General features: G+C 63.1%; 16 protein-coding genes. 7 read left to right on the forward strand and 9 right to left on the reverse strand.

The window, feature by feature from the left end:
* The first annotated feature begins 315 nt into the window (after window positions 1–315).
* Window positions 316–2,025, forward strand: coding sequence for a trimethylamine N-oxide permease (locus tag NKG95_RS08100; RefSeq protein WP_353040392.1), 1,710 nt, complete (start codon window positions 316–318; stop codon window positions 2,023–2,025).
* A 259-nt stretch (window positions 2,026–2,284) separates the two neighbouring features.
* Here NKG95_RS08100 and NKG95_RS08105 read toward each other — a convergent pair whose 3' ends face one another.
* The 5 genes from NKG95_RS08105 to NKG95_RS08125 form a co-directional block, all read right to left on the reverse strand.
* Complete coding sequence (locus NKG95_RS08105) at window positions 2,285–3,778, reverse strand: aldehyde dehydrogenase family protein (protein WP_353040393.1); 1,494 nt, start codon at window positions 3,776–3,778, stop codon at window positions 2,285–2,287.
* A 70-nt stretch (window positions 3,779–3,848) separates the two neighbouring features.
* The gene (locus NKG95_RS08110; protein WP_353040394.1) at window positions 3,849–6,983 is read right to left on the reverse strand and encodes an efflux RND transporter permease subunit; all 3,135 of its coding nucleotides are present in this window, start codon (window positions 6,981–6,983) and stop codon (window positions 3,849–3,851) included.
* Window positions 6,984–7,191: 208 nt separating this feature from the next.
* Window positions 7,192–8,343 (reverse strand): efflux RND transporter periplasmic adaptor subunit, encoded by a 1,152-nt coding sequence (locus tag NKG95_RS08115; RefSeq protein WP_023716753.1) that lies wholly within the window; start codon window positions 8,341–8,343, stop codon window positions 7,192–7,194.
* A 62-nt stretch (window positions 8,344–8,405) separates the two neighbouring features.
* Entirely contained in the window at window positions 8,406–9,014 is a 609-nt protein-coding gene (locus NKG95_RS08120) for a TetR/AcrR family transcriptional regulator (protein WP_353040395.1), read from the reverse strand.
* Window positions 9,015–9,264: 250 nt separating this feature from the next.
* Window positions 9,265–10,905 (reverse strand): acyl-CoA synthetase, encoded by a 1,641-nt coding sequence (locus NKG95_RS08125; RefSeq protein ID WP_353040396.1) that lies wholly within the window; start codon window positions 10,903–10,905, stop codon window positions 9,265–9,267.
* Between the two features lie 191 nt (window positions 10,906–11,096).
* On the opposite strand from NKG95_RS08125, the gene NKG95_RS08130 reads away from it, so the two are divergent.
* Both NKG95_RS08130 and NKG95_RS08135 read left to right on the forward strand, forming a co-directional pair.
* A complete protein-coding gene (locus tag NKG95_RS08130) occupies window positions 11,097–12,062 on the forward strand; it encodes a sugar-binding transcriptional regulator (protein WP_352814383.1) in 966 nt (321 codons plus the stop codon).
* An 85-nt stretch (window positions 12,063–12,147) separates the two neighbouring features.
* Window positions 12,148–14,202 (forward strand): bifunctional aldolase/short-chain dehydrogenase, encoded by a 2,055-nt coding sequence (locus tag NKG95_RS08135; protein ID WP_352884681.1) that lies wholly within the window; start codon window positions 12,148–12,150, stop codon window positions 14,200–14,202.
* Between the two features lie 73 nt (window positions 14,203–14,275).
* Here the strand turns inward: NKG95_RS08135 and NKG95_RS08140 are convergent, their stop codons facing one another.
* The 4 genes from NKG95_RS08140 to NKG95_RS08155 form a co-directional block, all read right to left on the reverse strand.
* Entirely contained in the window at window positions 14,276–15,121 is an 846-nt protein-coding gene (locus NKG95_RS08140) for an acyl-CoA thioester hydrolase/BAAT C-terminal domain-containing protein (RefSeq protein WP_352909365.1), read from the reverse strand.
* A 156-nt stretch (window positions 15,122–15,277) separates the two neighbouring features.
* Window positions 15,278–16,333 carry a substrate-binding domain-containing protein gene (locus NKG95_RS08145; protein WP_023716747.1) on the reverse strand — a complete coding sequence of 352 codons (1,056 nt, stop codon included), beginning with the start codon at window positions 16,331–16,333 and terminating at the stop codon, window positions 15,278–15,280.
* A 46-nt stretch (window positions 16,334–16,379) separates the two neighbouring features.
* Entirely contained in the window at window positions 16,380–17,375 is a 996-nt protein-coding gene (locus NKG95_RS08150; protein WP_353040397.1) for an ABC transporter permease, read from the reverse strand.
* A gap of 83 nt (window positions 17,376–17,458) precedes the next feature.
* Window positions 17,459–18,970 (reverse strand): sugar ABC transporter ATP-binding protein, encoded by a 1,512-nt coding sequence (locus NKG95_RS08155; protein WP_352590244.1) that lies wholly within the window; start codon window positions 18,968–18,970, stop codon window positions 17,459–17,461.
* A 135-nt stretch (window positions 18,971–19,105) separates the two neighbouring features.
* On the opposite strand from NKG95_RS08155, the gene mtnK reads away from it, so the two are divergent.
* The 4 genes from mtnK to NKG95_RS08175 all read left to right on the forward strand — a co-directional run bounded on the left by mtnK (window position 19,106) and on the right by NKG95_RS08175 (window position 23,326).
* Window positions 19,106–20,377 carry an S-methyl-5-thioribose kinase gene (gene mtnK, locus NKG95_RS08160; protein WP_353040398.1) on the forward strand — a complete coding sequence of 424 codons (1,272 nt, stop codon included), beginning with the start codon at window positions 19,106–19,108 and terminating at the stop codon, window positions 20,375–20,377.
* A complete protein-coding gene (gene mtnA, locus NKG95_RS08165) occupies window positions 20,374–21,468 on the forward strand; it encodes an S-methyl-5-thioribose-1-phosphate isomerase (protein WP_023716743.1) in 1,095 nt (364 codons plus the stop codon). Before mtnK ends, mtnA begins: the two co-directional genes overlap by 4 nt.
* Before the next feature lie 183 nt (window positions 21,469–21,651).
* Window positions 21,652–22,536, forward strand: a complete 885-nt coding sequence (locus NKG95_RS08170) for a helix-turn-helix domain-containing protein (RefSeq protein ID WP_352482884.1) — start codon at window positions 21,652–21,654, stop codon at window positions 22,534–22,536.
* A 130-nt stretch (window positions 22,537–22,666) separates the two neighbouring features.
* Window positions 22,667–23,326 (forward strand): 2Fe-2S iron-sulfur cluster-binding protein, encoded by a 660-nt coding sequence (locus NKG95_RS08175; protein WP_353040399.1) that lies wholly within the window; start codon window positions 22,667–22,669, stop codon window positions 23,324–23,326.
* Window position 23,327 lies beyond the last annotated feature (1 nt).

Here is a 23,327-nt window from a genome sequence, read left to right on the forward strand (position 1 = left end):
CCCGCAAACAAGCGAACAACCGCCGCAACCCCGCCGCCGCAAGCTTTTGCTCATGACTGCGCAACAGGTCCACAAGGGGAGAAGGAAAGACCGCACCCGTTGGCAGCGCCAACGAAGCTCGACTGTTTCACAAGCGCAATGTGCACAGCGTCACAAACCGCTTGACGTGAAAGCGCGTTGGGTCAATCTTCACTGCTAAGAATAAAATACTACTGAGCGGAAAACGCCTGGGCAGTTCAACGTGAGCGTCGATGACGCCTCGCGAGATTGCGGCTGTTGCCGATGGGGAACATCAAAAATGGGGAATCCACGTAAATGAGCACGATAGTCACCACCTTGGTGCCGCCTGCCGAAGGGCAGCTGCACCGGAACATCGATTGGCGCGGCGCCTTTTGGGTGGCAAGCGGCGTTCCGGCCCTTGTCCTGTTTTCGATCGGCGGCATTGCCGGCACCACCGGAACGCTGGCCTTCCTGATCTGGACCGCATCCATGATCATGGGCTTCCTGCAATCCTTCACCTATGCGGAAATCGCCGGCCTGTTCCCGAACAAGTCCGGCGGCGCCTCGATCTATGGCGCCACCGCGTGGCTGCGCTATTCGAAATTCATCGCGCCGCTTTCGGTGTGGTGCAACTGGTTCGCCTGGTCGCCGGTGCTGTCGCTCGGCTGCTCGATCGCCGCCGCCTATATCCTCAATGCGCTGGCGCCGGTGCCGCTGTTCACCGACACTTCGCCGGAAGTCGCCGCCTATATCGCGGCCCATGCCGGAACCAGCGCCGCCGACGCCATCACCGCGGTCACCACTGCGGCGACGCCGGCGATCCGCAACTGGACGCTTTACGGTCATACGCTTGGCCCGGTTTCCTTCACCTTCAATGCCACCTTCTTCATCGGCGCGGTGCTGATGCTGATCATCTTCTCCATCCAGCATCGCGGCATCCTTGGCACCGCCAACGTGCAGAAATATATCGGCCTGCTCGTCATCATCCCGATGCTGATCGTCGGCGTGGTGCCGATCGTCACCGGCCAGATCGACTGGGCAAACTTTTCGCCGCTGGTCCCGCTCGCGGCAGCCTACGCGCCGGAGCCCGGCGCGTGGAACATCGCAGGCTGGACGCTCGTTCTCGGCGGCATGTTCATCGCGGCATGGTCGACCTACGGTTTCGAGACCGCCGTCTGCTACACCTCCGAGTTCAAGAACCCGGGCACCGATACCTTCAAGGCGATCTTCTATTCCGGCCTTCTGTGCATGCTGCTGTTCATCCTGGTGCCGTTCACCTTCCAGGGCGTGCTCGGCTTGAACGGCATGCTGGCGACGCCGATCGTCGACGGCTCCGGCGTTGCCGATGCGCTGGCCGGCATGGTCGGCGGCGGACAGCTGATCCACAGCCTGCTGGTGATGCTGATGATCCTGGCGCTGGTGCTCTGCATCATGACGGCGATGGCCGGCTCCTCGCGCACGCTCTACCAGGGTTCGGTCGATGGTTGGCTGCCGCGCTATCTCAGCCATGTCAACGAGCACGGCGCGCCGACGCGGGCGATGTGGACCGACCTGATCTTCAACCTGATCGTGCTGGCCATCGCCTCGGCCGATGCAACGAGCTTCTTCTTCATCCTCGCCGTGTCGAATTGCGGCTACATCATCTTCAACTTCCTCAACCTCAATGCCGGCTGGATCCACCGCATCGACAATGGCCATATCGCGCGGCCATGGAAGGCGCCGAGCTGGCTGCTCGGCCTCGGCGCGATCTTTGCCTATGTCAACGCGGTCTTCATGGGCGCCGGCGCCAAGGTCTGGAACCCGATGGCATTATGGGCCGGGCTGATCACGGCCGCCTTGATCATCCCGGTGTTCTGCTTCCGGCACTACATCCAGGACAAAGGCAAGTTCCCCGACCACATGCTGGCCGATCTCGGCATGAGCTCGTCGGACCTCGCGGTACGCAAGGCGGGCATGCTGCCCTACCTGACGCTGGTCGCTGGCGTCGCGGTGATGCTGCTCGCCAACTGGCTGTTCGTCATCTGAGGCTTGCCTTGAGAGCAATTCCAGGAAAAGTGTGAAACGGTTTTCTGTCCGGATTTGCGTCAAAACAAAAAGATAGAGCGGTTCGGCGTTTCCGCGAAACGATGAACCGGTCTACGGATCGGGCGCGCGAGGCGCGCTCGATCTCTGCATTTTGTTCTTGCTTTGTGCCGGCAGCTATGCTACTAATGTGGCTATGGTGCTGATTCGCGCCGAGACCCGCCGCGCTGGCGGGTTTTTCGTTTCAGGCTCGGCGCCAGGCTCAGTCGATCTTGATGAACACGCCCTTGGTGTTGAGGTATTCGTCGAGGTGCTCGGCGCCGCCCTCGCGGCCGTAACCGCTCATCTTGTAGCCGCCGAACGGCACGGCCGGATCGATCGCGTGGTAGGTGTTGACCCAGACCGAGCCGGCGCGGATCTTTCGCGACAGCTGGTGGGCGGTGGCGAGATTTTGGGTGAAAACCCCTGCCGCCAGGCCATAGGGCGTGTTGTTGGCCCGCTCGACCGCCTCGTCCAGCGTGTCGAACGGCAATGCCGAGATCACCGGCCCGAAGATCTCCTCGCGGGCGATCTTCATGTCGTCCGAGACACCGGCAAAGATGGTCGGCGCGACGAAATTGCCGGCGGCGAGCGCGCCTTCCGTGAGCCGTTCGCCGCCGGTGACGAGCTTCGCCCCTTCCGCAGTGCCGGCCTCGAGGTAACCGGTGACCCGTTGCAGTTGCTTTTCGGAGACGAGCGGGCCGATCTCGGTCGCCGGGTCGATGCCGTCGCCGATCCTGAGACCCTTGGCGTATGTCGCCAGCCGCTCGACGAACTCGTCATGGATGGCGCGTTCGACGAAAAGGCGCGAACCGGCGATGCAGATCTGGCCGGAATTGGCGAAGACCGACATCGCGGCGACCGGCACCGCTTTGTCGAGATCGGCATCGGCGCAGACGATGACCGGCGACTTGCCGCCGAGCTCCAGCGAGACGCGCTTGAGGTTGCCGGCCGAGGCGCGCACGATCGACTGGCCGGTCGCCGTCGAGCCGGTGAAGACGATCTTGTCGACACTCATATGCTCGGCAAGTGCCGCGCCCGCCTCTGTACCGGTGCCGGTGACGATGTTGACGACGCCTTCCGGGACGCCGGCCTCGTTCATGATGTCGGCGATCAGCAGTGGCGTCAGCGGCGCCTCTTCCGATGGTTTCAGCACGATGGTGCAGCCGGTCGCCAGCGCCGGGCCGATCTTCCAGATCGACGCGGCGGTCGGCGCATTCCAGGGAATGATGGCGCCGACGACGCCGACCGGCTCCTTGCGGGTGAAGGAGACGATTTCGCCGGGCAGCGAGTTCTCGATGGTCTCGCCGTGCAGTGCCGTCGCCATGCCGGCATAATAGCGCAGCATGCCGACGACGCGGTTGCGGTTGGCGCGGGTGCGCATGATCGGCATGCCCATGTCGGTGGTGTCGGAGCGGCTGATCTCTTCCCAGTGCTTTTCGAAGAGGTCGGCGATCCTCAGCAGCAGTACCTGCCGCTCATAAGGCTTGAACCGGCTCCACGGTCCCTCGAACGCCTTTCGGGCGGCAGTCACCGCCAAGTCGATGTCCTGGCGGTCGCAGCGCGGCACCGTGGCGATGACCGCGCCGGTGGCAGGATTGCGGCTCTCCATGGTCCGGCCGGAGCGGGCATCGACCCAGCCACCGCCGATGAACATCTGGCGATGGCGTCCGTCGATCGGCAGCCGCAGCGGTGCCTTTGTCTGAGCCATGGTCATGACGGTCCTCCTCCGGCGCCTACGCCTGGTGGGCGGATTAAACCGCCGGAGGTCACATTTGCCAACAGCTCTATTCGGCCGCCAGGGCCAGTTGCGGCCTTTCGTTCTTTTCGTCCGTCTCGGCCGGCTGCTCCACCACCTTCTTGGGCTCCCGGCCGAAAAACAGCGCGTAGGCTGCCGGCAGGACAAGGATGGTCAGCACCGTGGCGACCAGGATGCCGCCCATCATGGCATAGGCGAGCGGCCCCCAGAAGACGCCGCGCGAGATCGGGATCAGCGCCAGCACCGCGGTCAGCGCCGTCAGCACGATCGGCCGGAACCGGCGAACCGCCGAGCCGATGATGGCTTCGGAGCGCTCCACGCCGGCTGCGATGTCCTGGTCGATCTGGTCGACCAGGATGATCGAGTTTCGCATGATGATGCCGAGCAGGGCGATGACACCGAGGATGGCGACGAAGCCGAACGGCGCACCGCTGATCAAAAGTGCCGCGGCCGCACCGATGATGCCGAGCGGACCGGTCGCCAGCACCAGCATCGCCTTGCCGAAATGCTGCAGCTGGATCATCAGCAGCACGACGATGACCGCCAGCATAACTGGAGCTTTCGCCGCAATCGAGGCCTGGCTTTCGGCCGCATCCTCGGCGCCGCCCTGGATCTCGATCTTGTAGCCGGGGGCGAGGCCGGCGCGCAGGCCCTGCATGTCGCTGTACATTTTCATGGCGACATCGTTCGGCTGCACGCCATCCGGAAGTGTGGCGCGTACGCTGATGGTCGGCAGGCGGTCGCGCCGCCATTCGACGCCTTGCTCCAGCACCGGGACGATCTTGGCGACCTGCGACAGCGGCACGGAGCCACCGAAATCCGTCGGGATATAGACGGAATCGACCGCCGACAGCAGGTGACGGCTTGCCTCCGGTTCGCGGGCGACGATCGAAACCGTCTCCTCGCCGTCGCGGAAGTCATCGAGCGGCGCTCCCGACATGGTCGCCTGCAGCATCTGGCGGATGCGCTGCGAGGTGACGCCGAGCGCACGGGCGCGATCCTGGTCGATCACCAGCTTCATCGCCGGCACCGGCTCCAGCCAGTCGTCGTGGATGGCGCCGAGCAGCGGATTTGCCTGGAACTTCGCCTTCACCTCGTCGGCGATGCGGCGCACCTCCTGGCGATCCGGACCCATGACGCGCATCTGCACCGGCCAGCCGGTCGGCGGACCAAGGAACAGGCGGTCGACCTTGGCGCGGATCGACGGGAAATCCTCGGCCAGGATGGTGCGCAGCTTGACAATCAGCCGCTCGCGGGCCGGTTCGTCATTGGCCATCACCAGAAGCTGGGCGAAATTCGGATTGCGAAGCTGCTGGTCGAGCGGCAGGAAGAAACGCGGCGCGCCTTCGCCGATATAGGTGGCGATGAAGCGCTTGTCCTTGTCGTCCATCATCCTGGCTTCGAGCGCCTTGGCCTGTGTCTCGACTTCCTTGATGCTGGTGCCTTCCGGCAGCCAGAGGTCGACAAGGATTTCCGGGCGCGACGATTGCGGGAAGAAATTCTGCGGGATGAACTGGAACGCCCACAGGCTGGTGGCAAAGGTCATCATCGTCATCACCAGCACGATGATGCGATGGCGCACGGCCCAGGTCACGGTCGAGCGAAGGCGACGGTAGAAGCCCGTGTCGAAGACATCGTGATGGCTGCCGGCGTGCTTGCGCTGCTTCAGGATCATGTGGCCGAGCCATGGCGTGAAATAGACCGCCGCGAACCAGGACACGACCAGCGCGATACCGACGACGTAGAACAGGGTGCGCACATATTCGCCAGCCGTCGAGGCGGCGAAACCGACGGGGATGAAGCCGGCCGTGGTGATCAGCGTGCCGGTCAGCATCGGGAAGGCGGTCGAGGAATAGGCGAAGCTCGCCGCCTCGACCTTGACCAAGCCTTCCTCGAGCTTTCGCTCCATCATTTCGACGACGATCATCGCGTCGTCGACCAAGAGGCCAAGGGCGATGATCAGCGCGCCGAGCGAGATGCGCTGCAGGTCGATGCCGAGCTCGTACATGATGGCGAAGGTGGCGGCCAGGACCAGCGGAATGACGATCGCGATCACCAGACCCGAACGCCAGCCGATCGACAGGAACGAGACGACAAGCACGATCAGCAGCGCTTCACCGAGCGCTTCCATGAACTCGGCCACCGCATCCTTGACGACTTCCGGCTGGTCGGAGACCTGGTCCACCGACACGCCATAGGGCAGCGCCTCCTCGAAGCGCTTGTAGGTCGCTTCGACGTCCTTGCCGACGTCGGTGACGTTGAAGCCCTTGGCCATGACGACGCCGAGCTGGACGCTGTCATGGCCGTTGAAGCGGTATTTGCGCTGATAAGGGTCCTCGAGGCCGGAGGTCACGGTGGCGATGTCGCCGAGGCGCGTCACCTGGTTGCCGGCCCGCAGCCGAAGCTCGCGAATGTCGGCCGCCCTGGCCACGTCGCCTTCGACCGAGATGCGCACCGAACGCTGGCCGGTGTCGACCGAACCTGCCGGGTCGACATTGTTCTGGCCCCTGATCGCATTCTGCAGGTCGGTCAGCGTCAGGCCGCGTTCGGCAAGCACCTTGGACGAAACGTCGATGTAGAGCTTTTCCGGCTGGTCGCCGATGATCACGGCTTTCTCGACGCCGGGCGTCGTCAGCAGCATGTCGCGTGCCTGGATGGCGAATTTCTTCAGCTCGGGATAGCTGTAGCCATCGCCGCTGATCGAATGCAGGGTGATGAATGTGTCGCCGAATTCGTCGTTGAAGTAGGGCCCGAGCAAGCCCTGCGGCAGTTCATTCGAGATATCGCCGACCTTCTTGCGCACCTGATAGAACGCATCCGCGACCTGCGCGGGACTGGTGTCGCCCTTGACCTGCAAGGTGATGATGGCGCTGCCGGCGCGGGTGTAGGAGCGGACGAAATCGAGATGCGGCGTTTCCTGCAGCTTGCGCTCGATCTTGTTGACGACCTGGTCCTCCATCTCCTTGATCGAGGAGCCCGGCCAGATCGCCTGGACGACCATGACGCGGAAGGTGAAATCGGGATCTTCCTTCTGGCCCATGCGCATCAGGCCGAGCGCACCGGCGACGATGATAAGCCCGAACAGGAAGCGGGCAATGCTCGGATGGCCGATTGCCCAGCGCGAAAGATTGAAAGACCGCTTTTCAGTGGTGTCGGTGGTCATCGGCGTCAGTCCGTTTCAATTTGATCAACAGAGCACGCGCTTTCGCATGCCCAAGGAACTTCCGATGTGGGCTTCCGAGCGGCGAGGCTTTCCGAGTTGAGAGATCTACATCGCGGTGGGACACGAGGATCGATGTGGGGGTTACATCGACCTGAGATCTCGAAAATCGGGGGCGCCTGCCGCCCGGAAACCGTGAATTGCCTGGCCGTCAGCGCAAGCGCCTTGCGGCGTCATCATCGGCCGAGGCCGACTGTTGTGCTGCATCACCGGTAAGCTTGACTTTCAGATTCTCGGTCATGAACTGCGTGCCGGCAGCGACGACCACATCGCCCGGCTTCAGCCCGTCGGCGACACTGACGCCGTCAGGCGTGAAGGCGGCGACCTTGACCGGATGCGCATGAACGGTACCGCCACTGCGGTCGACGGTCCAGACGATCGATTGGCTGTCCTTTTGTGCCAATGCGCTCAGCGGGATCGACACCAGCTGCTGCCGGTTGCCCGCCGCGGCTTCGATGGAGGCCGTCATGCCAAGCAGCACGTTCGGATCGTTGGGCAGGCTGACGCGAACGGCAAAGGTGCGCGACTGCGGATCGGCGCTGCCGGCGACTTCGCGGACCTTGCCTTCGAGCGTCAGCGCCTCATCGGACCAGAAACCCGCCTTGACGGTCTTGCCCGGCTTGAACTCGGCGATATCGGTTTCGGGAACAGCGATCAGGACTTCCTTCTCGCCGTCGATGGCAACGGTCACCACCGGCGTGCCTGAGCCGACCACCTGGCCGACATCGGCGGCAACGGCGGTGACGATGCCATTCTTGTCCGCCTTGAGATCGGTATAGCGGACCTGGTTCTGTGCCTGGGCAAGCTGCGAGCGGGCGGAGTCGCGCGTGGCGACCGCCTGATTGTAACTGAGCGTCGCCTGCTCGAGCTGCGACTTCGGTGCGAAATTCTTGGCGTAGAGCTGTTCGGCGCGCTTGCGCGTAAGCTCGACTGTCTCGACCTGACGGTCGGCGGCATCGAGGCTGGCCTGAGCGCTTCTCACCGAAAGCTCGTAGTCGGTGGGATCGATGCGGGCGAGAACGTCGCCGGGCTTGACGCGGTCACCGATGTCGACAAGGCGCTCGGTGATCTTGCCGTTGATGCGAAAGCCGAGATTCATCTCGGTGCGGGCGCGCACCGATCCGGAATAGGAGAGCTGACGGGTATCGCTCGCCTTGGCGATCTCGACCACCTTGACCGGGCGGATGATCTCCTTGACCTCGGCTTTCTCCTGCGAGCAGCCGGCGAGGCCGAGAGCGGCAACGACAATCAGTGCCAGGCCGGCGGCCGGTAGCCTGTAGGTGATGGACTTGGACAAAGACACTTTTCGTACTCCCGAACTGTGGGGATGAATTGCCGACATCACCGCCCGACGGGCGGCAACGGTCATTTCTTCAAGGCTCTGATGGCAAACTCGGTAAGCTCGTCCGGCGTCGCCCGGTTCTTCTTGGCGAGGCATTGGGCCATCATCTGCGGATGACAGAGGCTGATAATAGCAGCGCCGAAACACCTGGACGCGATCACCGGATCCTGATCGACGAACTCGCCGGTGGCGATGCCCTCGCGGATCACTTCCGCGACCAATTCGTGGATGCTGTCGATGTGCTTTTCGATGACATGCCAATCGCGTTCGATGGCGACGATGACCATCTCGTGCACTTTCTCCTGGTCGATCATGGTCTCGAGCGTCCACTGATAGTGCGTATGCACATAGCGGCGGAGCTTCTCGCTGGCGGTGCCGGGACCATGGCAGGCTTCGTAGGTCAACCGGTAGCAGGTGGCGAGCATACGGCCGCAAACCGCCTGGTGAATTTCCACCTTGGAGGCGAAGAAGCGATAGATGTTGGCGGGCGACATGCCGAGTTCGCGCGCTATGTCGGCGACGTTGGTCTTGCCGTAGCCGTAGTGGCGGAACAATCGCTCCGCGCAATCCAGGATGCGCGTGACATTTTCCTGGCGGGCGGAATCGGCGGTGGTGTCTAAGGTTTCAAGCATCTCGTTGGCCAAAATTTACGACTGACGAATTTAGAATTTCGTCACTCGTAAATTGAAAACCATCACCTGTCAAGACATGATTTCGGCCAGCTGACGCCACTGATGACAGATGGTGACATCTCTGGACGGAGTTGGCCCATGAAGCGCATGTGGTTCCCGCCGGGCACGCCTGCAACACCGCGCGTCTTTTTGAACGCACAGGATTTTGAAATGATGCCTCCCGAAATCGGTTCCGTTTTTGGGTCAGGCGCTAAGGCTGCTTCGCCATCTCCCGCAGCCGGAACTTCTGGATCTTGCCCGTCGAAGTCTTGGGGATTTCTGCAAAGATCACCGCTTTCGGCACCTTGAAGCGGGCGAGCAGCGCGCGGCAGTGCTCGATGATTTCGGCCTCGGTTGCCGCCTTGCCCGGCTTCAGCTCGACATAGGCGACCGGCACCTCGCCCCATTTGTCGTCGGATCGGGCGACAACGCCACAGGAAGCAACGGCGGGGTGCTTGTAGAGCGCCTCCTCGACCTCGATCGAGGAAATATTCTCGCCGCCGGAGATGATGATGTCCTTGGAACGGTCCTTGAGTTGGATGTAGCCGTCCGGATGCATGACGCCGAGGTCGCCCGAATGGAACCAGCCGCCGGCAAAGGCCTCGTCGCTCGCCTTGCGGTTCTTGAGATAGCCTTTCATGACGATGTTGCCGCGGAACATCACCTCGCCGATCGTCTCACCGTCGGCCGGCATCTCTTGCATCGTCTGCGGGTCCATCACGGTCAGACCTTCGAGCGCGGCATAGCGCACGCCTTGCCTGGCCTTCTTCGCCGCCCTCGCCCCCTTCGCAAGCCGGTCCCACTCGCCATGCCATTCGTTGACGACGGCCGGGCCGTAGGTTTCGGTCAGGCCGTAGAGATGGGTGACGGCAAAACCCGCATCGGCCATGCCCGACAGCACCGCCTCAGGCGGCGGCGCCGCGGCGGTGTTGAAGGTGACGGTCTGCGGAAACTGCCGCTTGTCCTCGTCCCTGGCGTTGATCAGCACCGACATGACGATCGGCGCACCGCAGAGATGGGTGACGCCGTGATCGGCGATGGCGTCATAGATCGGCTTCGGCCGCACCCAGCGCAGGCAGACATGGGTGCCGGCCTGTACGGCAAGCGTCCAGGGAAAGCACCAGCCGTTGCAGTGGAACATCGGCAACGTCCACAGATAGACCGGGTGTTTGCCCATCCCGGCATGGATGGTGTTGGCATAGGCCATCAGTGCCGCGCCCCGATGGTGGCAGACGACGCCCTTCGGATTGCCTGTGGTGCCGGAGGTGTAGTTGAGCGATATGGCGTCCCATTCGTCGTCCGGCATCGACCAGGCGAAATCCTCGTCGCCGCCGGCGACAAACGCCTCGTAGTCGAGCGTGCCGATCCGCAGGCCCTTGGCATAGGGCGCGTCGGCGGCGTAATCGGGATCGTCGTAGTCGATCACCAGCGGCTTGACCTTGGCCAGCGTCAGCACTTGTCGAACCACGCCGGCGAATTCGCGGTCGACGATCAGCACCTTGGTTTCGGCATGGTCGAGCTGGAAGGCAATGACTGCGGCGTCGAGGCGGGTGTTGAGCGAATGCAGCACCGCCTTGGTCATCGGCACGCCGAAATGCGCTTCCAGCATCGGCGGCGTGTTGGACAGCATGACGGTAACGGTGTCGCCCCTGCCGATGCCGCGCTTCGCCAGCGCCGAGGCAAGCCTCAGCGAGCGCTTCCAGAAATCGCGATAGGTCGTGCGCTGGCGGCCATGGATGATGGCGGTCTGGTCGGGAAACGTTTTTGCCGCCCGCTCAAAATAGGTCAGCGGGCTCAGCGGCTGGTGGTTGGCCGGGTTCCTGTCGAGATCCTGTTCGTAGGGATTGCCCATCCCGTCCTCCGCAATGTGTTCGTCGAGAACTTTAGCTACCGGCTTCCGGCCCGTCACCACCAACGATGCCACGACAGACCGCATTTGGAACAACAATGACGATCTCGATTCGACGGGCGCAAGAGCATTACCTGCCCGCGCCCAATTTGACTTTTGTCGAGAGCCGTGAATAATGTCAGCAAGGAGATGGCATGGCGATCCGACCGGCAGAACAGCTCATCCATAAGGCCGCCTGGCTTTACTATGCACACGGCCTGCGCCAGGACCAGGTGGCCAGCCAGCTCAAGATTTCCCGTGCCTCGGTGGCGATGTATCTGCGCAAGGCGCGCGAGACCGGCATCGTCAACATCTCGACCTCGACCCAGCTTTTCACCGACGACGTGCTGGCACGCAAGCTGGAAGACGCGCTTAAGCTCGACGCGGTCTGGATCGCGCCGGAAAACGGCTATGTCGCCGATCCGTCGACCGACATCGCGGTGCTGGCGGCAAGCGTCTTTCTTGAGTTGGTCAGGAAGGGCGACCGTATCGGCGTCGCCTGGGGGCGGACCATCTACACGATCGCCGACATCATGTCCTATGCCGACCTGCAGGACGTGACGGTGGTGCAGCTCTGCGGCAATCTGGGAGCACCCTATTCGTACCGGCCGGACCAATGCACCATGGAAATCGCGCGCCGGCTCAATGCCAAGGGGCTGAATTTTTACGCGCCGCTGGTGCTGACGACGGAAGAACTGGCACGCGGCCTGCGCGCCGAACCGGTGATCCGCGAGCAGTTGTCGGGTATCGGTGACTGCGACCTGGCGCTATACTCGGTTGGCTCGGTGGATACCGACAGCCATCTGGTCAAATGCGGCGCGCTGACGCCAAGCGAAATGGCTGCATTGCGCAAGGCGGGTGCAGCCGGCGTCATTGCCGGGCAGATCATCGATACCGAAGGCCAGGCGCTCGACTGCAGCTACAACCGCCGGCTGATTTCGGCAGAGCTGTCATCGCTGCGCCAGATCGAAAAGCGCCTTGTGGTGGTGCAGGAAGAGAGCAAGTTCGAACCGCTCGTCGCGGCGATCGCCGGCGGGCTCTGCACCCATCTCGTCGTCGGCGTGCGCATGGCGCGACGGCTGCTCGACCATGCCGGAGCAGTAGCAGAAAAGGTCGCCTGATACCTAGTTTCAGTCGCCGACGCATTGTCATCAGGGCGTCGCGGCATTCCTGTTCACAACAAAAGAGAAATCGGACGAAGCTGACATGAAGAACCTGTGGAATGACGGCGACGCGGAGAAGCTGGTCGCCGACTATGCAAAGAAGGGTGTGGCCCGCGACCTGGCGCTGCGCGTCTATACGACCAGGCTGCTGGGCGGCGAGCCGCGGCTCGTCCTGCATGGCGGCGGCAACACCTCGTGCAAGACCAAGGCCACCGATCTTGTCGGCGACGAATGGGACGTGCTCTGCGTCAAGGGCAGCGGCTGGGACATGGGCGTCATCGAGCCGCAGGGCCTGCCGGCGGTCAAGCTCGGCGCGCTGTTGAAGGCGCGGTCGCTCAAGAAGCTCTCCGACGAGGACATGGTCGCGCTGCAGCGGGCGAACCTGATCGATCCGTCCTCGCCCAACCCTTCGGTCGAGACGCTGCTGCACGCCTTCCTGCCGCACAAATTCGTTGACCACACGCATTCGACCGCAATCCTGGCCATCGTCGACCAGGAGGACAGCGAGGCGCTGAGCAGAAAAGTGTTCGGCGAGAAAATGGGGTTCGTGCCTTACATCATGCCGGGCTTCGATCTGGCGAAGGCTGCCGCCGATGTTTTCGACGCCGACCCGACGGTCGAAGGCCTGATCCTCGACAAGCACGGCATTTTCACCTTCGGCGACGATGCCAGGCAGGCCTATGACCGGATGATCCATTATGTGAACGTCGCCGAGGATTTCATCGCCAGCCACGGCAAGCCGCGCACCGAAAAAGCGGCCTTGCCGGCCAGATTGGCCAAGCCCGCGGACATTGCGCCTATGCTGCGCGGCGCGGTGGCGGTGGCACGCGGCGAAGGCCGCTTCGACCGCATGGTCAGCGATTTCCGCACCTCGGATGCGATCGTCGATTTCATCAATTCGGCTAGAATTGCCGACTATGCCGGACGCGGCGTGTCGACGCCCGACCTGTCGATCCGCATCAAGACCGGACCGATGGCACTGCCGGCGCCCGACGCGGACAATGTCGGCGACTACAAATCCGTCATCCGCCAGCATGTCGAAAAATTCGCCAAGGACTATCGCGCCTATTTCGAAACCAACGATGCGCTCGACGACGTGAAGCGCACCATGCTCGACACGATGCCACGGCTGACGCTGGTGCCCGGCCTCGGCATGTTCGGCCACGGCCGCACGCTCAAGGACGCGAAGATCGCCTCCGACGTCGGCGAAATGTGGATCGAGGCGGTACGCGGCGCCGAAGCCGTCGGCGATTTCCGCCCGCTCTCCAAAGCCGATCTGTTCCCGCTCGAATACTGGTCGCTGGAACAGGCCAAACTCGCCGCCAACAAGCCGAAGCCGCTGACCGGCCAGGTGGTACTGGTCACCGGCGGCGCCGGCGCGATCGGTGCTGCCACGGCAAAGCTATTCGCCGACAACGGTGCCCATGCGGTGGTCGTCGATGTCGACGGGTCAAGAGCTGCCGAGGCCGCCAAAAAAGCCGGTAACGGTTCGATCGGCATTGGCGCCGACATCACCGATCCGGAGCAGATGCGCGCTGCGTTCGACAAAGCCGTCGCCGTCTTCGGCGGCCTCGACATTCTCGTCTCCAATGCGGGCGCAGCCTGGGAGGGCCGGATCGGCGAGCTCGACGACGCCACTTTGCGCAAAAGTTTCGAACTCAATTTCTTCGCCCACCAGTCGGCGGCGCAGAATGCCGTGCGCATCATGCTCGAACAGGGCACCGGCGGCGTGCTGTTGTTCAATACCTCCAAGCAGGCGATCAATCCGGGACCGAAGTTCGGCGCTTACGGCATCCCGAAGGCGGCAACGCTGTTCCTGTCCAGGCAATATGCGCTCGACTACGGCGCGCAAGGCATCCGCTCCAATGCCGTCAACGCCGACCGCATCCGTTCGGGGCTGTTGACCGACGCCATGATCGCCAGCCGCTCGGGCGCGCGCGGCGTATCGGAGAAGGAGTACATGTCCGGCAACCTGCTCGGGCAGGAAGTGACGGCCGAAGACGTCGCCCAGGCCTTTCTGCATCAAGCGCTGGCCGATCGGACCACAGCCGATGTGACGACGGTCGACGGCGGCAACATCGCGGCGGCGCTGCGGTAGGCGGAACCGGCCGAGACAGGCACGCAACTCGGAATTTTGCGACACGGCCATGGAAGGCATTCTCGAACTGCTACTACAGCAGGCCTCGGATGCCTTCCCAAGCCTTTCTGCCCAGCTTTGAATCGGCCTCGTCATTGCCTCCATGTGCGTGCAATGTCGAGCGTGGTGTGCTCTCGCCTGGCAACAGAATGCGGTGTCCCGCATCCGGCGACGAAATGAGATGAGTGACCTTACCTGCTTCGCCGCGCCGCCTAATAATATCTCGGGCGAACGATAGGGAAGGCCACAGCGCATCGTTGCCACCGGCGACAAGCAGAAGCTCGGCCGATATGGTCTCAACGGGGATGGTCGCCGCATTCGCTTCGCTCTTGAAGGTTTTCAAACAGCATTCGAAAAGCCCCCTGTAAGATACCAGGCCATCCACATACTCTCGTGTCCAATCTGGATCTGCCGGCACAAACGGCAGCGCGATACCGTTGAGCGACCATGAGGATCGTTCAGGCCAACTGGCACCATCCCGGCCCGCACCGATATTCCCCCAAACTACCGATGACGGGCTGATCGCGACCACCGCGTTGATTCGCTGGTCATGGACCGCGGCAAGCAATGAGGCCTCGGCACCTTTGGATGTGCCGACATAAACGATGCGACGGCACCCTGTTTCAATGAGATAGTCTGTTGCTGCAAAGAACGTTTCCAGGGGAATTTCACATATTCCCGGAATCTGGCCCTCGCCGCCAAACCACTGCAACGCCAAGGCCGACGTACCGGCATCTGTAAAAAGCCGCGCGCGCCCGACATCAACACGACCACTCGATCCACCCAACACCACAACGCCCGTGGTGGCCTGCGAGCGTCGAAAAAATGTTCCGGCGACGACACCGGTCGGACTTTCCTCTCTTACCGCATGCGCCTCCATGTACCCGTCGAATCCTGGGTTCAACCGTCCAATCGGCCTGCAAATCGGAGACTGCGACAATTGAAATTCGGCAGTCCGGCGCGCCAGACATCTTCGACAAAAAAGCCGCCTGCAGCAAGCTGCTGCAGGCGGCTATTGTTTTGCTCGTGCCGAAAGTTACTTCGCGTTCGGGTTCGGCATCCAGGCCGGCATGGCGACATCGGCATGGGCGAACTGCGGCAGCTTGGCCGAGAGGTCTTCCATGTTCTTGATGTCCTTGTCGAGCAGGTCCTTCTGGGTGATCAGCGTCGGTGGCACGATGACGTTGTGGCCGGGATCTTCGCCGGCCAAGAGCTGCGCCAGCGCACGCACCGAGACCTGGCCGACGACGGCCGGGTTGGTGGCGGCGGTTGCCGCCCAGGCGCTGTCGGGCTCGCGCATCGCGGCGATGTCGGAGGTCGAGATGTCGGCCGAATAGATCTTGATATCCTTGTTCAGCCCGGCCTCGTCGACGGCGATCTTTACGCCCTTGGCGAATTCGTCATAGGGCGCGAACATCACCTTGATGTCGGGATGAGCCGACAACACCGAGCGAGCCTGGTTGGCAACCGAATTGGCGATCGGATTGTCGAGCGTGCCGAACATGGCGGCTTCGTTGATGCCCGAATATTTCTTCTTGAATTCGACCCAGGTCTCGTTGCGGCGATCGAGCGGGGCGATGCCGGCGACATAGACATAGCCGGCCTTCCAGCTCTCGCCATTGTCTTTGACCGCCTGTTCGAGCGCCAGGCGCGCGAGGTCGCGGTCGGACTGTTCGATCTGCGGGATCTTGGGGTTTTCGACATTGACGTCGAAGGCGACGACCTTGATGCCGGCATCGACGGCACGCTGGGCGGCGTCCTTCATCGATTCCGTCAATCCGTGCTGGATGATGATGCCCTGGACGCCGAGCGCGATGGCCTGGTCGACCATGTCCGCCTGAAGCGCCGCGTCCTGACGGCTGTCGAGCACGCGCAGGTCGACGCCGAGCGCCTTGGCCTGCGCCTCAACGCCGGAGAGATAGGCCTGGAAGAAGTCGCCGGTCGAGAGATAGCGGACCAGCGCGATCTTGACGGCACCCGGCTTGTCGAACGGCGCCGGCCTGTCCTGCGCAATTGCCGGCAACTGCATCAGCAATGTTGCGCCGGCAAGCCCGAGCGCTGCTTTCCCCAAAAGTCTTCTTGTGATGTTCACGTCGTTTCCTCCACTTGTTGAACCCAAAATGTGACCCGGTCGAACCCTATCTCCTGCCCCTGCCGGACAGGGCGAAGGTGAAGACAAGGGCGACCACGAGAACCACGCCCTTGACGAAATCCTGCGTGTAGTAAGGCGCGTTCATCATCGTCAGGCCCTGCAGCAGCACGCCGACAAACACCGCGCCGACGGCCGTGCCGAAGGCGTTCGGTTTGGCGGTGCCGAGAACCGCGTAACCGATGAGTGCCGCAGCCACCGCGTCGAGCAACAGATTATTACCCGAGGCGATGTCGCCGCGTCCAAGCCGGGCGGCGAGCAAAATGCCGCCGATCGAGGCAAAAACCCCAGAAATAACGTAGGCCCAGATTTTGTATGCCTTGACAGGCGCGCCGGCGAGTTCGGCAGCGCGCTCGTTGCTACCGACGGCGTACATCATGCGGCCGAAACGGGTGTATTCGAGAAAGAACCAGATCAGCACCGCCAGCACGAGCAGGACGACGACCGACACCGGAATGAGGTTCGGGATGAAGAAATCGAAGCGATGGCGGCCAAGCGCCAGGAACGCGGCGCCGAAGCTGCCGTTGGCGACCGAGCCGTCGGGCATGGTCATGCCGGTGGCGATCGAACGGCCCTCGGTAGGGATGCGCTGCAGGCCGACGAGCAGGAACATCATGCCGAGCGTCGCCAAAAGGTCCGGCACCCGCATATAGACGATCAGCCAGCCATTGATGAGGCCGACAACGGCGCCGATCACAAGACAGGCGACGACCGCCACGACGGCATTCTGCTCCAGCACCACCATGACGTAGGCAGCCGCCATCATGGCGCTGGTGGCGACCGAGCCGATCGACAAGTCGAAGCCGCCGACGACCAGCGTGGCGGTGACGCCGAGCGCCAGAACGCCGGTGATGGCGACCGACTGGAAGATGAAGACGGCGCTTTGCGGCGACACGAAGCCATCGGCGGCAATGGCGAAATAGGCGATCAGACCGAACAACAGGACGATGAAGCCATACCGGATGGCACGGTCGCGCAGGATCATTCAGCGCTCCCGCACGCTGGCACTGTCTTTACCCAACCTGAACTCATGCCCTCTCCATTCCAATTCTCATCGTCTTCCTGCCGTCAGGCTGCGCTGTGCAACGGCCCGCCCGCCACTTCGGCCAGCAGCCGCTCGAGATCGACATCGGTGTTGCGGTGCTCGCCGACGATCGTCTGCTCCGACATCACCAGAATGCGATCGGCCGTCTCCAGGGCTTCGTCCAGTTCGGTGACGAACAGCAGCGTCGCGCGGCCGCTGGCGCTGGCCCGCAGCTTGGCAGCGATATCGCGCCTAGCCGAAATGTCGACGCCCTGAAACGGCTCGTCGAGGATGAAAAGCCTTGCGGTCTGCGACATCCAGCGGGCGACCATCACCTTCTGCTGATTGCCGCCCGAAAGCGACGACATCTCGTCCTTCTCCGAGCGGCAGACGATGCCGAGTTCCTGGATCTGCCGGCGGGCAATGGCGCGTTCGATGCGGCGCTTGAGGACGCCGAGACGCGACATGCGCCTGTGGAACGGCAGGCTGATATTTTCCTGGATGTTGAAGCCGCCGACGATGCCGTTCTCGCCCCGGTCCTTGGCGACGAGAAACACGCCGGCGGCAATCGCTTCGCCGGTCGACGCCGGAGCATAGGGTTTCCCGTTCAGCACCATGGTCCCGGACAGCGGCTGGCGCAAACCGAACAGCGTCTCGGCCAGCGCGGTCTTGCCGACGCCGACGAGGCCGGTGATGGCGACGACCTCGCCGTCGCCGAGCGTCAGCGAAATCGGCCTGGCGCCTTCGGCAATCCGCAAACCGTCGGCAGTAAAAATTGCTTTGGCCGAATTCCTGGCGACGATCCGCTCGAGTTGGATCTTGCGGCCGAGCATGGCGTTGACCGCACCTTCAAAATCCAGCGGCTTCCTGTCGAAGATGCCTGAGATGACCCCATCGCGCATCGAAATGATGCGGTCGGCAAGCCGTCTGATGTCAGACATACGGTGCGAAATGTAGAGAATGGCTACGCCTTGCTGGCGAAGCCGGTCGAGCAATGCGAACAGCCGGTCGGCTTCGGCACTGGACAGCGAGGAGGTCGGCTCGTCGAGGATCAGCACTTTCGGCCGGTGCGCCATGGCGCGGGCGATCGCCACCATCTGACGATCGGCCAGCGAGAGATGGCTGATGCGGGCCTTGAGGTCGATGGCCAGCCCCATGCGGTTGGCAACCGCCTTGGCCTCACGGCGCACCCGGCCCGGCTTGAATAGCGTCGGCACGCCGCTGCCGCTCAACCTGTCGAGGGTGAGGTTGGTGGCGACGTCGAGGTCGGCGACGACACCGTCATTGATGTTCTGATGGACGGTGACGACGCCGGCGCGGATCGCCTCGGCCGGCGTTTTCGGCGCGAAGTCCTGACCGGCAAGCGACATTGAGCCGCCGCCATGGTCGTAGACGCCGCTGATGATCTTGACGAGGGTGGATTTGCCGGCGCCGTTGGCGCCCATCAGCACGGTCACTTCGCCGGCATGCAATTCGAGCGAGACGCCGCCAAGCACCTCGATATGGCCAAAGGATTTCCTCAGGCCGTCGACGCGGAACACGGCATCATTGCCCATTCGTTCCTCCCTGACCGTGACGCTATGGGCTATATCGGCAATTGTCAACACGATTGACAATTGCCAGCAGGCTTCCTAGCTTGGCCCGACCGCCATGGCTCCGCTATCATCGGAGCACATAAGCGGGAGGTGAGGATGATTGGAAAATCGCCGTTCGAAGCACTGTCGGTCGAGACACTGGCGGGTCGTCTCCGTGCCAACGGGGCCCTGTGTTCGCAGATCGGCAAGGATACGAGCCGCTGGAAGGTTCGTGAAGTCGGCGACGGCAATCTGAACCTGGTGTTCATTGTCGAGGGTGCTGAGGGTGCGGCCGTGGTCAAGCAGGCCCTGCCCTACGTCCGGCTGGTCGGCGACAGCTGGCCGCTGCCGTTGAAGCGCTCCTTCTTCGAATATCATGCGCTGACGCGGCAACAGGCGCGGGCGCCGGATTCCGTGCCTGATATCTATCACTTCGACGAAGGCCAGGCGCTGATCATCATGGAATATCTGTCGCCGCACATTATCCTGCGGCGGGCGCTGATCGAGGGCCGGCAACTGCCCAACATCGCGAAAGACATCGGCCTGTTCATGGCCCGCACGCTGTTTCGCGGCTCCGACCTCAGCATGGCGACCAAGGACCGCAAGGCCGATCTGGCGCTGTTCGCCGACAATGTCGAACTCTGTGACATCACCGAGAACCTGGTTTTCTCGGACCCGTATTTCGATGCTAAGATGAACCGGCACACCAGCCCGCAGCTCGATGGCATTGTCGCCGAACTGCGCGCCGACCGCGACCTCAAGGTCGAGGCGCAGCGGATGAAGCACCTCTTCGCCGCCAATGCCGAGACGCTGCTGCATGGCGACCTGCATTCCGGCTCGATCATGGTCACCGACACCGAAACACGGATGATCGACCCCGAATTCGCCTTCTACGGCCCGATCGCCTTCGATGTCGGCATGCTGCTCGCCAATTTCTGGATGGCGTTCTTCTCGCAGCGCGGCCATGAGCAGAATGGCAAGCGCGACGCCATGCGCGCCTATCTGCTCGACGTCACGGTCGATACATGGTCGGCATTCCGCGCCGAGTTCTCGCATCTGTGGCGAACCGAGCGTGACGGCATGCTCTACCAGAAGAGCCTGTTCGAGGATCAGGGCGACAGGCTTGGCGCCGAGCAGGCGCTCGACCACATGCTGCATTCGATCTGGACCGATCTGCTCGGCTTTGCCGGCGTCGAGGTTCACCGGCGAATTCTCGGACTTGCCCACAATGCCGATTTCGAGACCATTGCCGATCAGGATCTGCGCGCCAGATGTGAGGCAAAGGCGCTGAAATTCGGCCGTCACCTCGCCGTCAACCGGCGCCAGATCCACAGCATCGACGAGGTCAACCAGTTGGCCGCGCTGATCGAACGGGAGAGCAGGATTTGAACGTCGGTGACCGCCACTACCGCACGATCTGGCCGAGTGACGACGGGCGTTCGGTGGAGATCATCGACCAGCGCTGGCTGCCGCATGATTTCCGCATCGAAAAGATCGATACCGTCGCCGGCATCGCCACGGCAATCCGCGACATGTGGGTGCGCGGGGCGCCGCTGATCGGCGTCACCGCCGCTTATGGCGTCGCCATGCAGATGGCCGACGATCCGTCGGATGCGGCGCTCGACGCCGTCTGGGCAACCCTGCACGAAACGCGCCCGACGGCGATCAATTTGCGGTGGGCGCTGAATGAAATGCAGCGCTTCCTGCTGGCGCTTCCCCTGGCAGAACGTGCCGCAGCCGCCTATCGGCGTGCCGGCGAGATCGCCGACGAGGATGTCGGCCTCAACCGCGCCATCGGCGCCCATGGGCTCGAAATCATCAAGACGATCGCGGCGCGCAAGCAGCCGGGCGAACCGGTCAATATCCTGACCCACTGCAACGCCGGCTGGCTGGCCACCGTCGACTACGGCACCGCCACCGCGCCGATCTATCTGGCGACGGAAGCCGGCATTCCAGTCCACGTCTATGTCGACGAAACGCGACCGCGCAACCAGGGCGCCCAATTGACCGCCTGGGAGATGGCCGGCCACGGCGTGCCGCACACGCTGATCGTCGACAATGCCGGCGGCCATCTGATGCAGCGCGGCCAGGTCGACATGGTCGTCGTCGGCACCGACAGGACCACCGCCGACGGCGATGTCTGCAACAAGATCGGTACCTATCTCAAGGCACTGGCCGCCGCCGACAACGACGTGCCGTTCTATGTCGCGCTGCCGTCGCCGACGATCGACTGGACGGTGGGGGACGGGTTGGCCGAAATCCCGATCGAGCAGCGTTCGCCCGACGAGGTCTCGCTGGTCTGGGGCAAGACCGCTTCCGGCGAGATTGCCCAGGTCCGCGTGTCGCCGGAAGCCACGCCGGCGGCCAACCCCGCCTTCGACGTGACGCCGGCGCGGCTGGTCACCGGCTTGATCACCGAACGCGGCGTCGCCACGGCCTCGCGCGAAGGCCTGAAGGCGATGTTTCCCGAGCGCGGATGATCCGCTTTGGAGTGCCAGGAGGAGCGCTGGATTTTGCCTGATCTCACGATTTCTTGAACACGGCGCGGTTAAAAACGTCCGTTGCCTGTCCCAGATGGACGGTCGTATGCGTAGCGGCGGGGCGGCGCAACGCTCAAGCCGGGGCTGACCACGGCTCGGCGAGTGAACCAGCGGGATGCCGCGATGTCATTCAGACCGCTGCTTGGTGACGGACGGGTTCGGAGCCAGGAGGAAAAGTCGGAGCCCCTGCAAACCGCGTCATGGGTCAGCTCCTCGATCGTTTTCGACAACCGGCGGTGGGCGTGCCGGGAGGCGGAGCTCCGCTGGACAGCCCCTCATCATCTGATCGTGCTGACCGAAGAAGGCGGCACGTCCCATACGTCTATCCGGCACGAGGCAAGATCCCTCTACGACGGAATGGATCGTCCCGGAGCCCTCACCTTCGTCCCGGCAGGCGCGGAGCGACAGGGCTTCTATCGCGATGTAAACCTCTCCTATTCAGCCCTGTGGATCGATCCCGATATCGGGCTTCCCGGATGCGAACGCCTGAGGAACCTGCCGATACTGGTAAACAAGAAGGACGCGGTCGTCGCCACGCTGCTGAGTTCGCTTCGCGACGAGATGGCCCTCGGTCACAAGCCGGACACTGCCTATGTCGAGCATCTGGTGGCCCTCGTCAGCCTCCGCGTGGCCAACCTGAGCCGGGAGCAACAGCCGCTTGTACGTCACGGCTGTCTCAGCCGCCGAGCACTTGGTCGAGTTCGGGATTACATCGATGCACGTATGAATTCAGACATTTCGCTAAGCGAGCTTGCAGCTGTCGCCGACTTGGCCGTCGACAGTTTTGCGCGGCGCTTCAAGGCGACGACCGGTCTTGCCCCCTATGCCTATGTAATCGAGGAACGGGTGCGGCGAGCGGAGGCACTGTTGCGCGAAACGGGTTTGTCGATCAGTACCATTGCCTTTCGGCTCGGCTTTTCAAGCCAGAGCCACTTCACCACGACCTTCCGGCGTCTCAGGGGCATGACGCCTCGTGCCTATCGGGTGAATTCTTCTCCAGAATCCTGATAGTGCCGCCGGTTTCTTGAAAGAAAGCCGCCGCGTGCGCCCCCACCTCCAGCGTGATGACCGAACCCGAGGGTCCGCTGTCGGGGTCAAGTTGCCGTCTGCGTCCTTCATCGCGACTGGGAGATCATGCATGGCCAAAACAGACAACAGGAGGGGGCCAACGCGTCGAACCGTGTTGGAGGGCGGGGTGGCGACCGGGGTGCTCCTGGCTACCGGGATACCGGTTGGCGCCGGGCCGGCCGACACCGTCACGGCGACGGCATCGGCCACGCCGGTACCGACGATGCCGATATCGTTGCGGATCAACGCGAAGGACCTTGCCGTCGAACTCGACCCGCGGACGACGCTGCTCGATGCCCTGCGCAACCATCTCGGCCTCACCGGCTCGAAGAAGGGCTGCGATCACGGCCAGTGCGGCGCATGCACGGTGCTCGTCGATGGGCGCCGGATCAATTCCTGCCTGACACTTGCCGCAATGCATGAAGGCGACGAGATCACCACGATCGAGGGCCTTGCCGAAGGCGACCGGCTGCATCCGGTGCAGGCCGCCTTCATCGCCCGCGACGGTTTCCAGTGCGGCTACTGTACGCCAGGCCAGATCTGCTCGGCGGTCGGTATGCTGGGCGAAGCCAAGGCCGGCTGGCCGAGCCATGCGAGCGCCGACGTGGCAGCGGCTTCCGTCGCTCTCAGCGATGCCGAGATCCGCGAGCGGATGAGCGGCAACATCTGCCGTTGTGCCGCTTATCCGAACATCGTCGCTGCAATCCGCGACGCGGCAGAGGAGGCATGAG

It is taken from the genome of Mesorhizobium sp. M1423 (assembly GCF_040317575.1).
Lineage (GTDB): Bacteria > Pseudomonadota > Alphaproteobacteria > Rhizobiales > Rhizobiaceae > Mesorhizobium.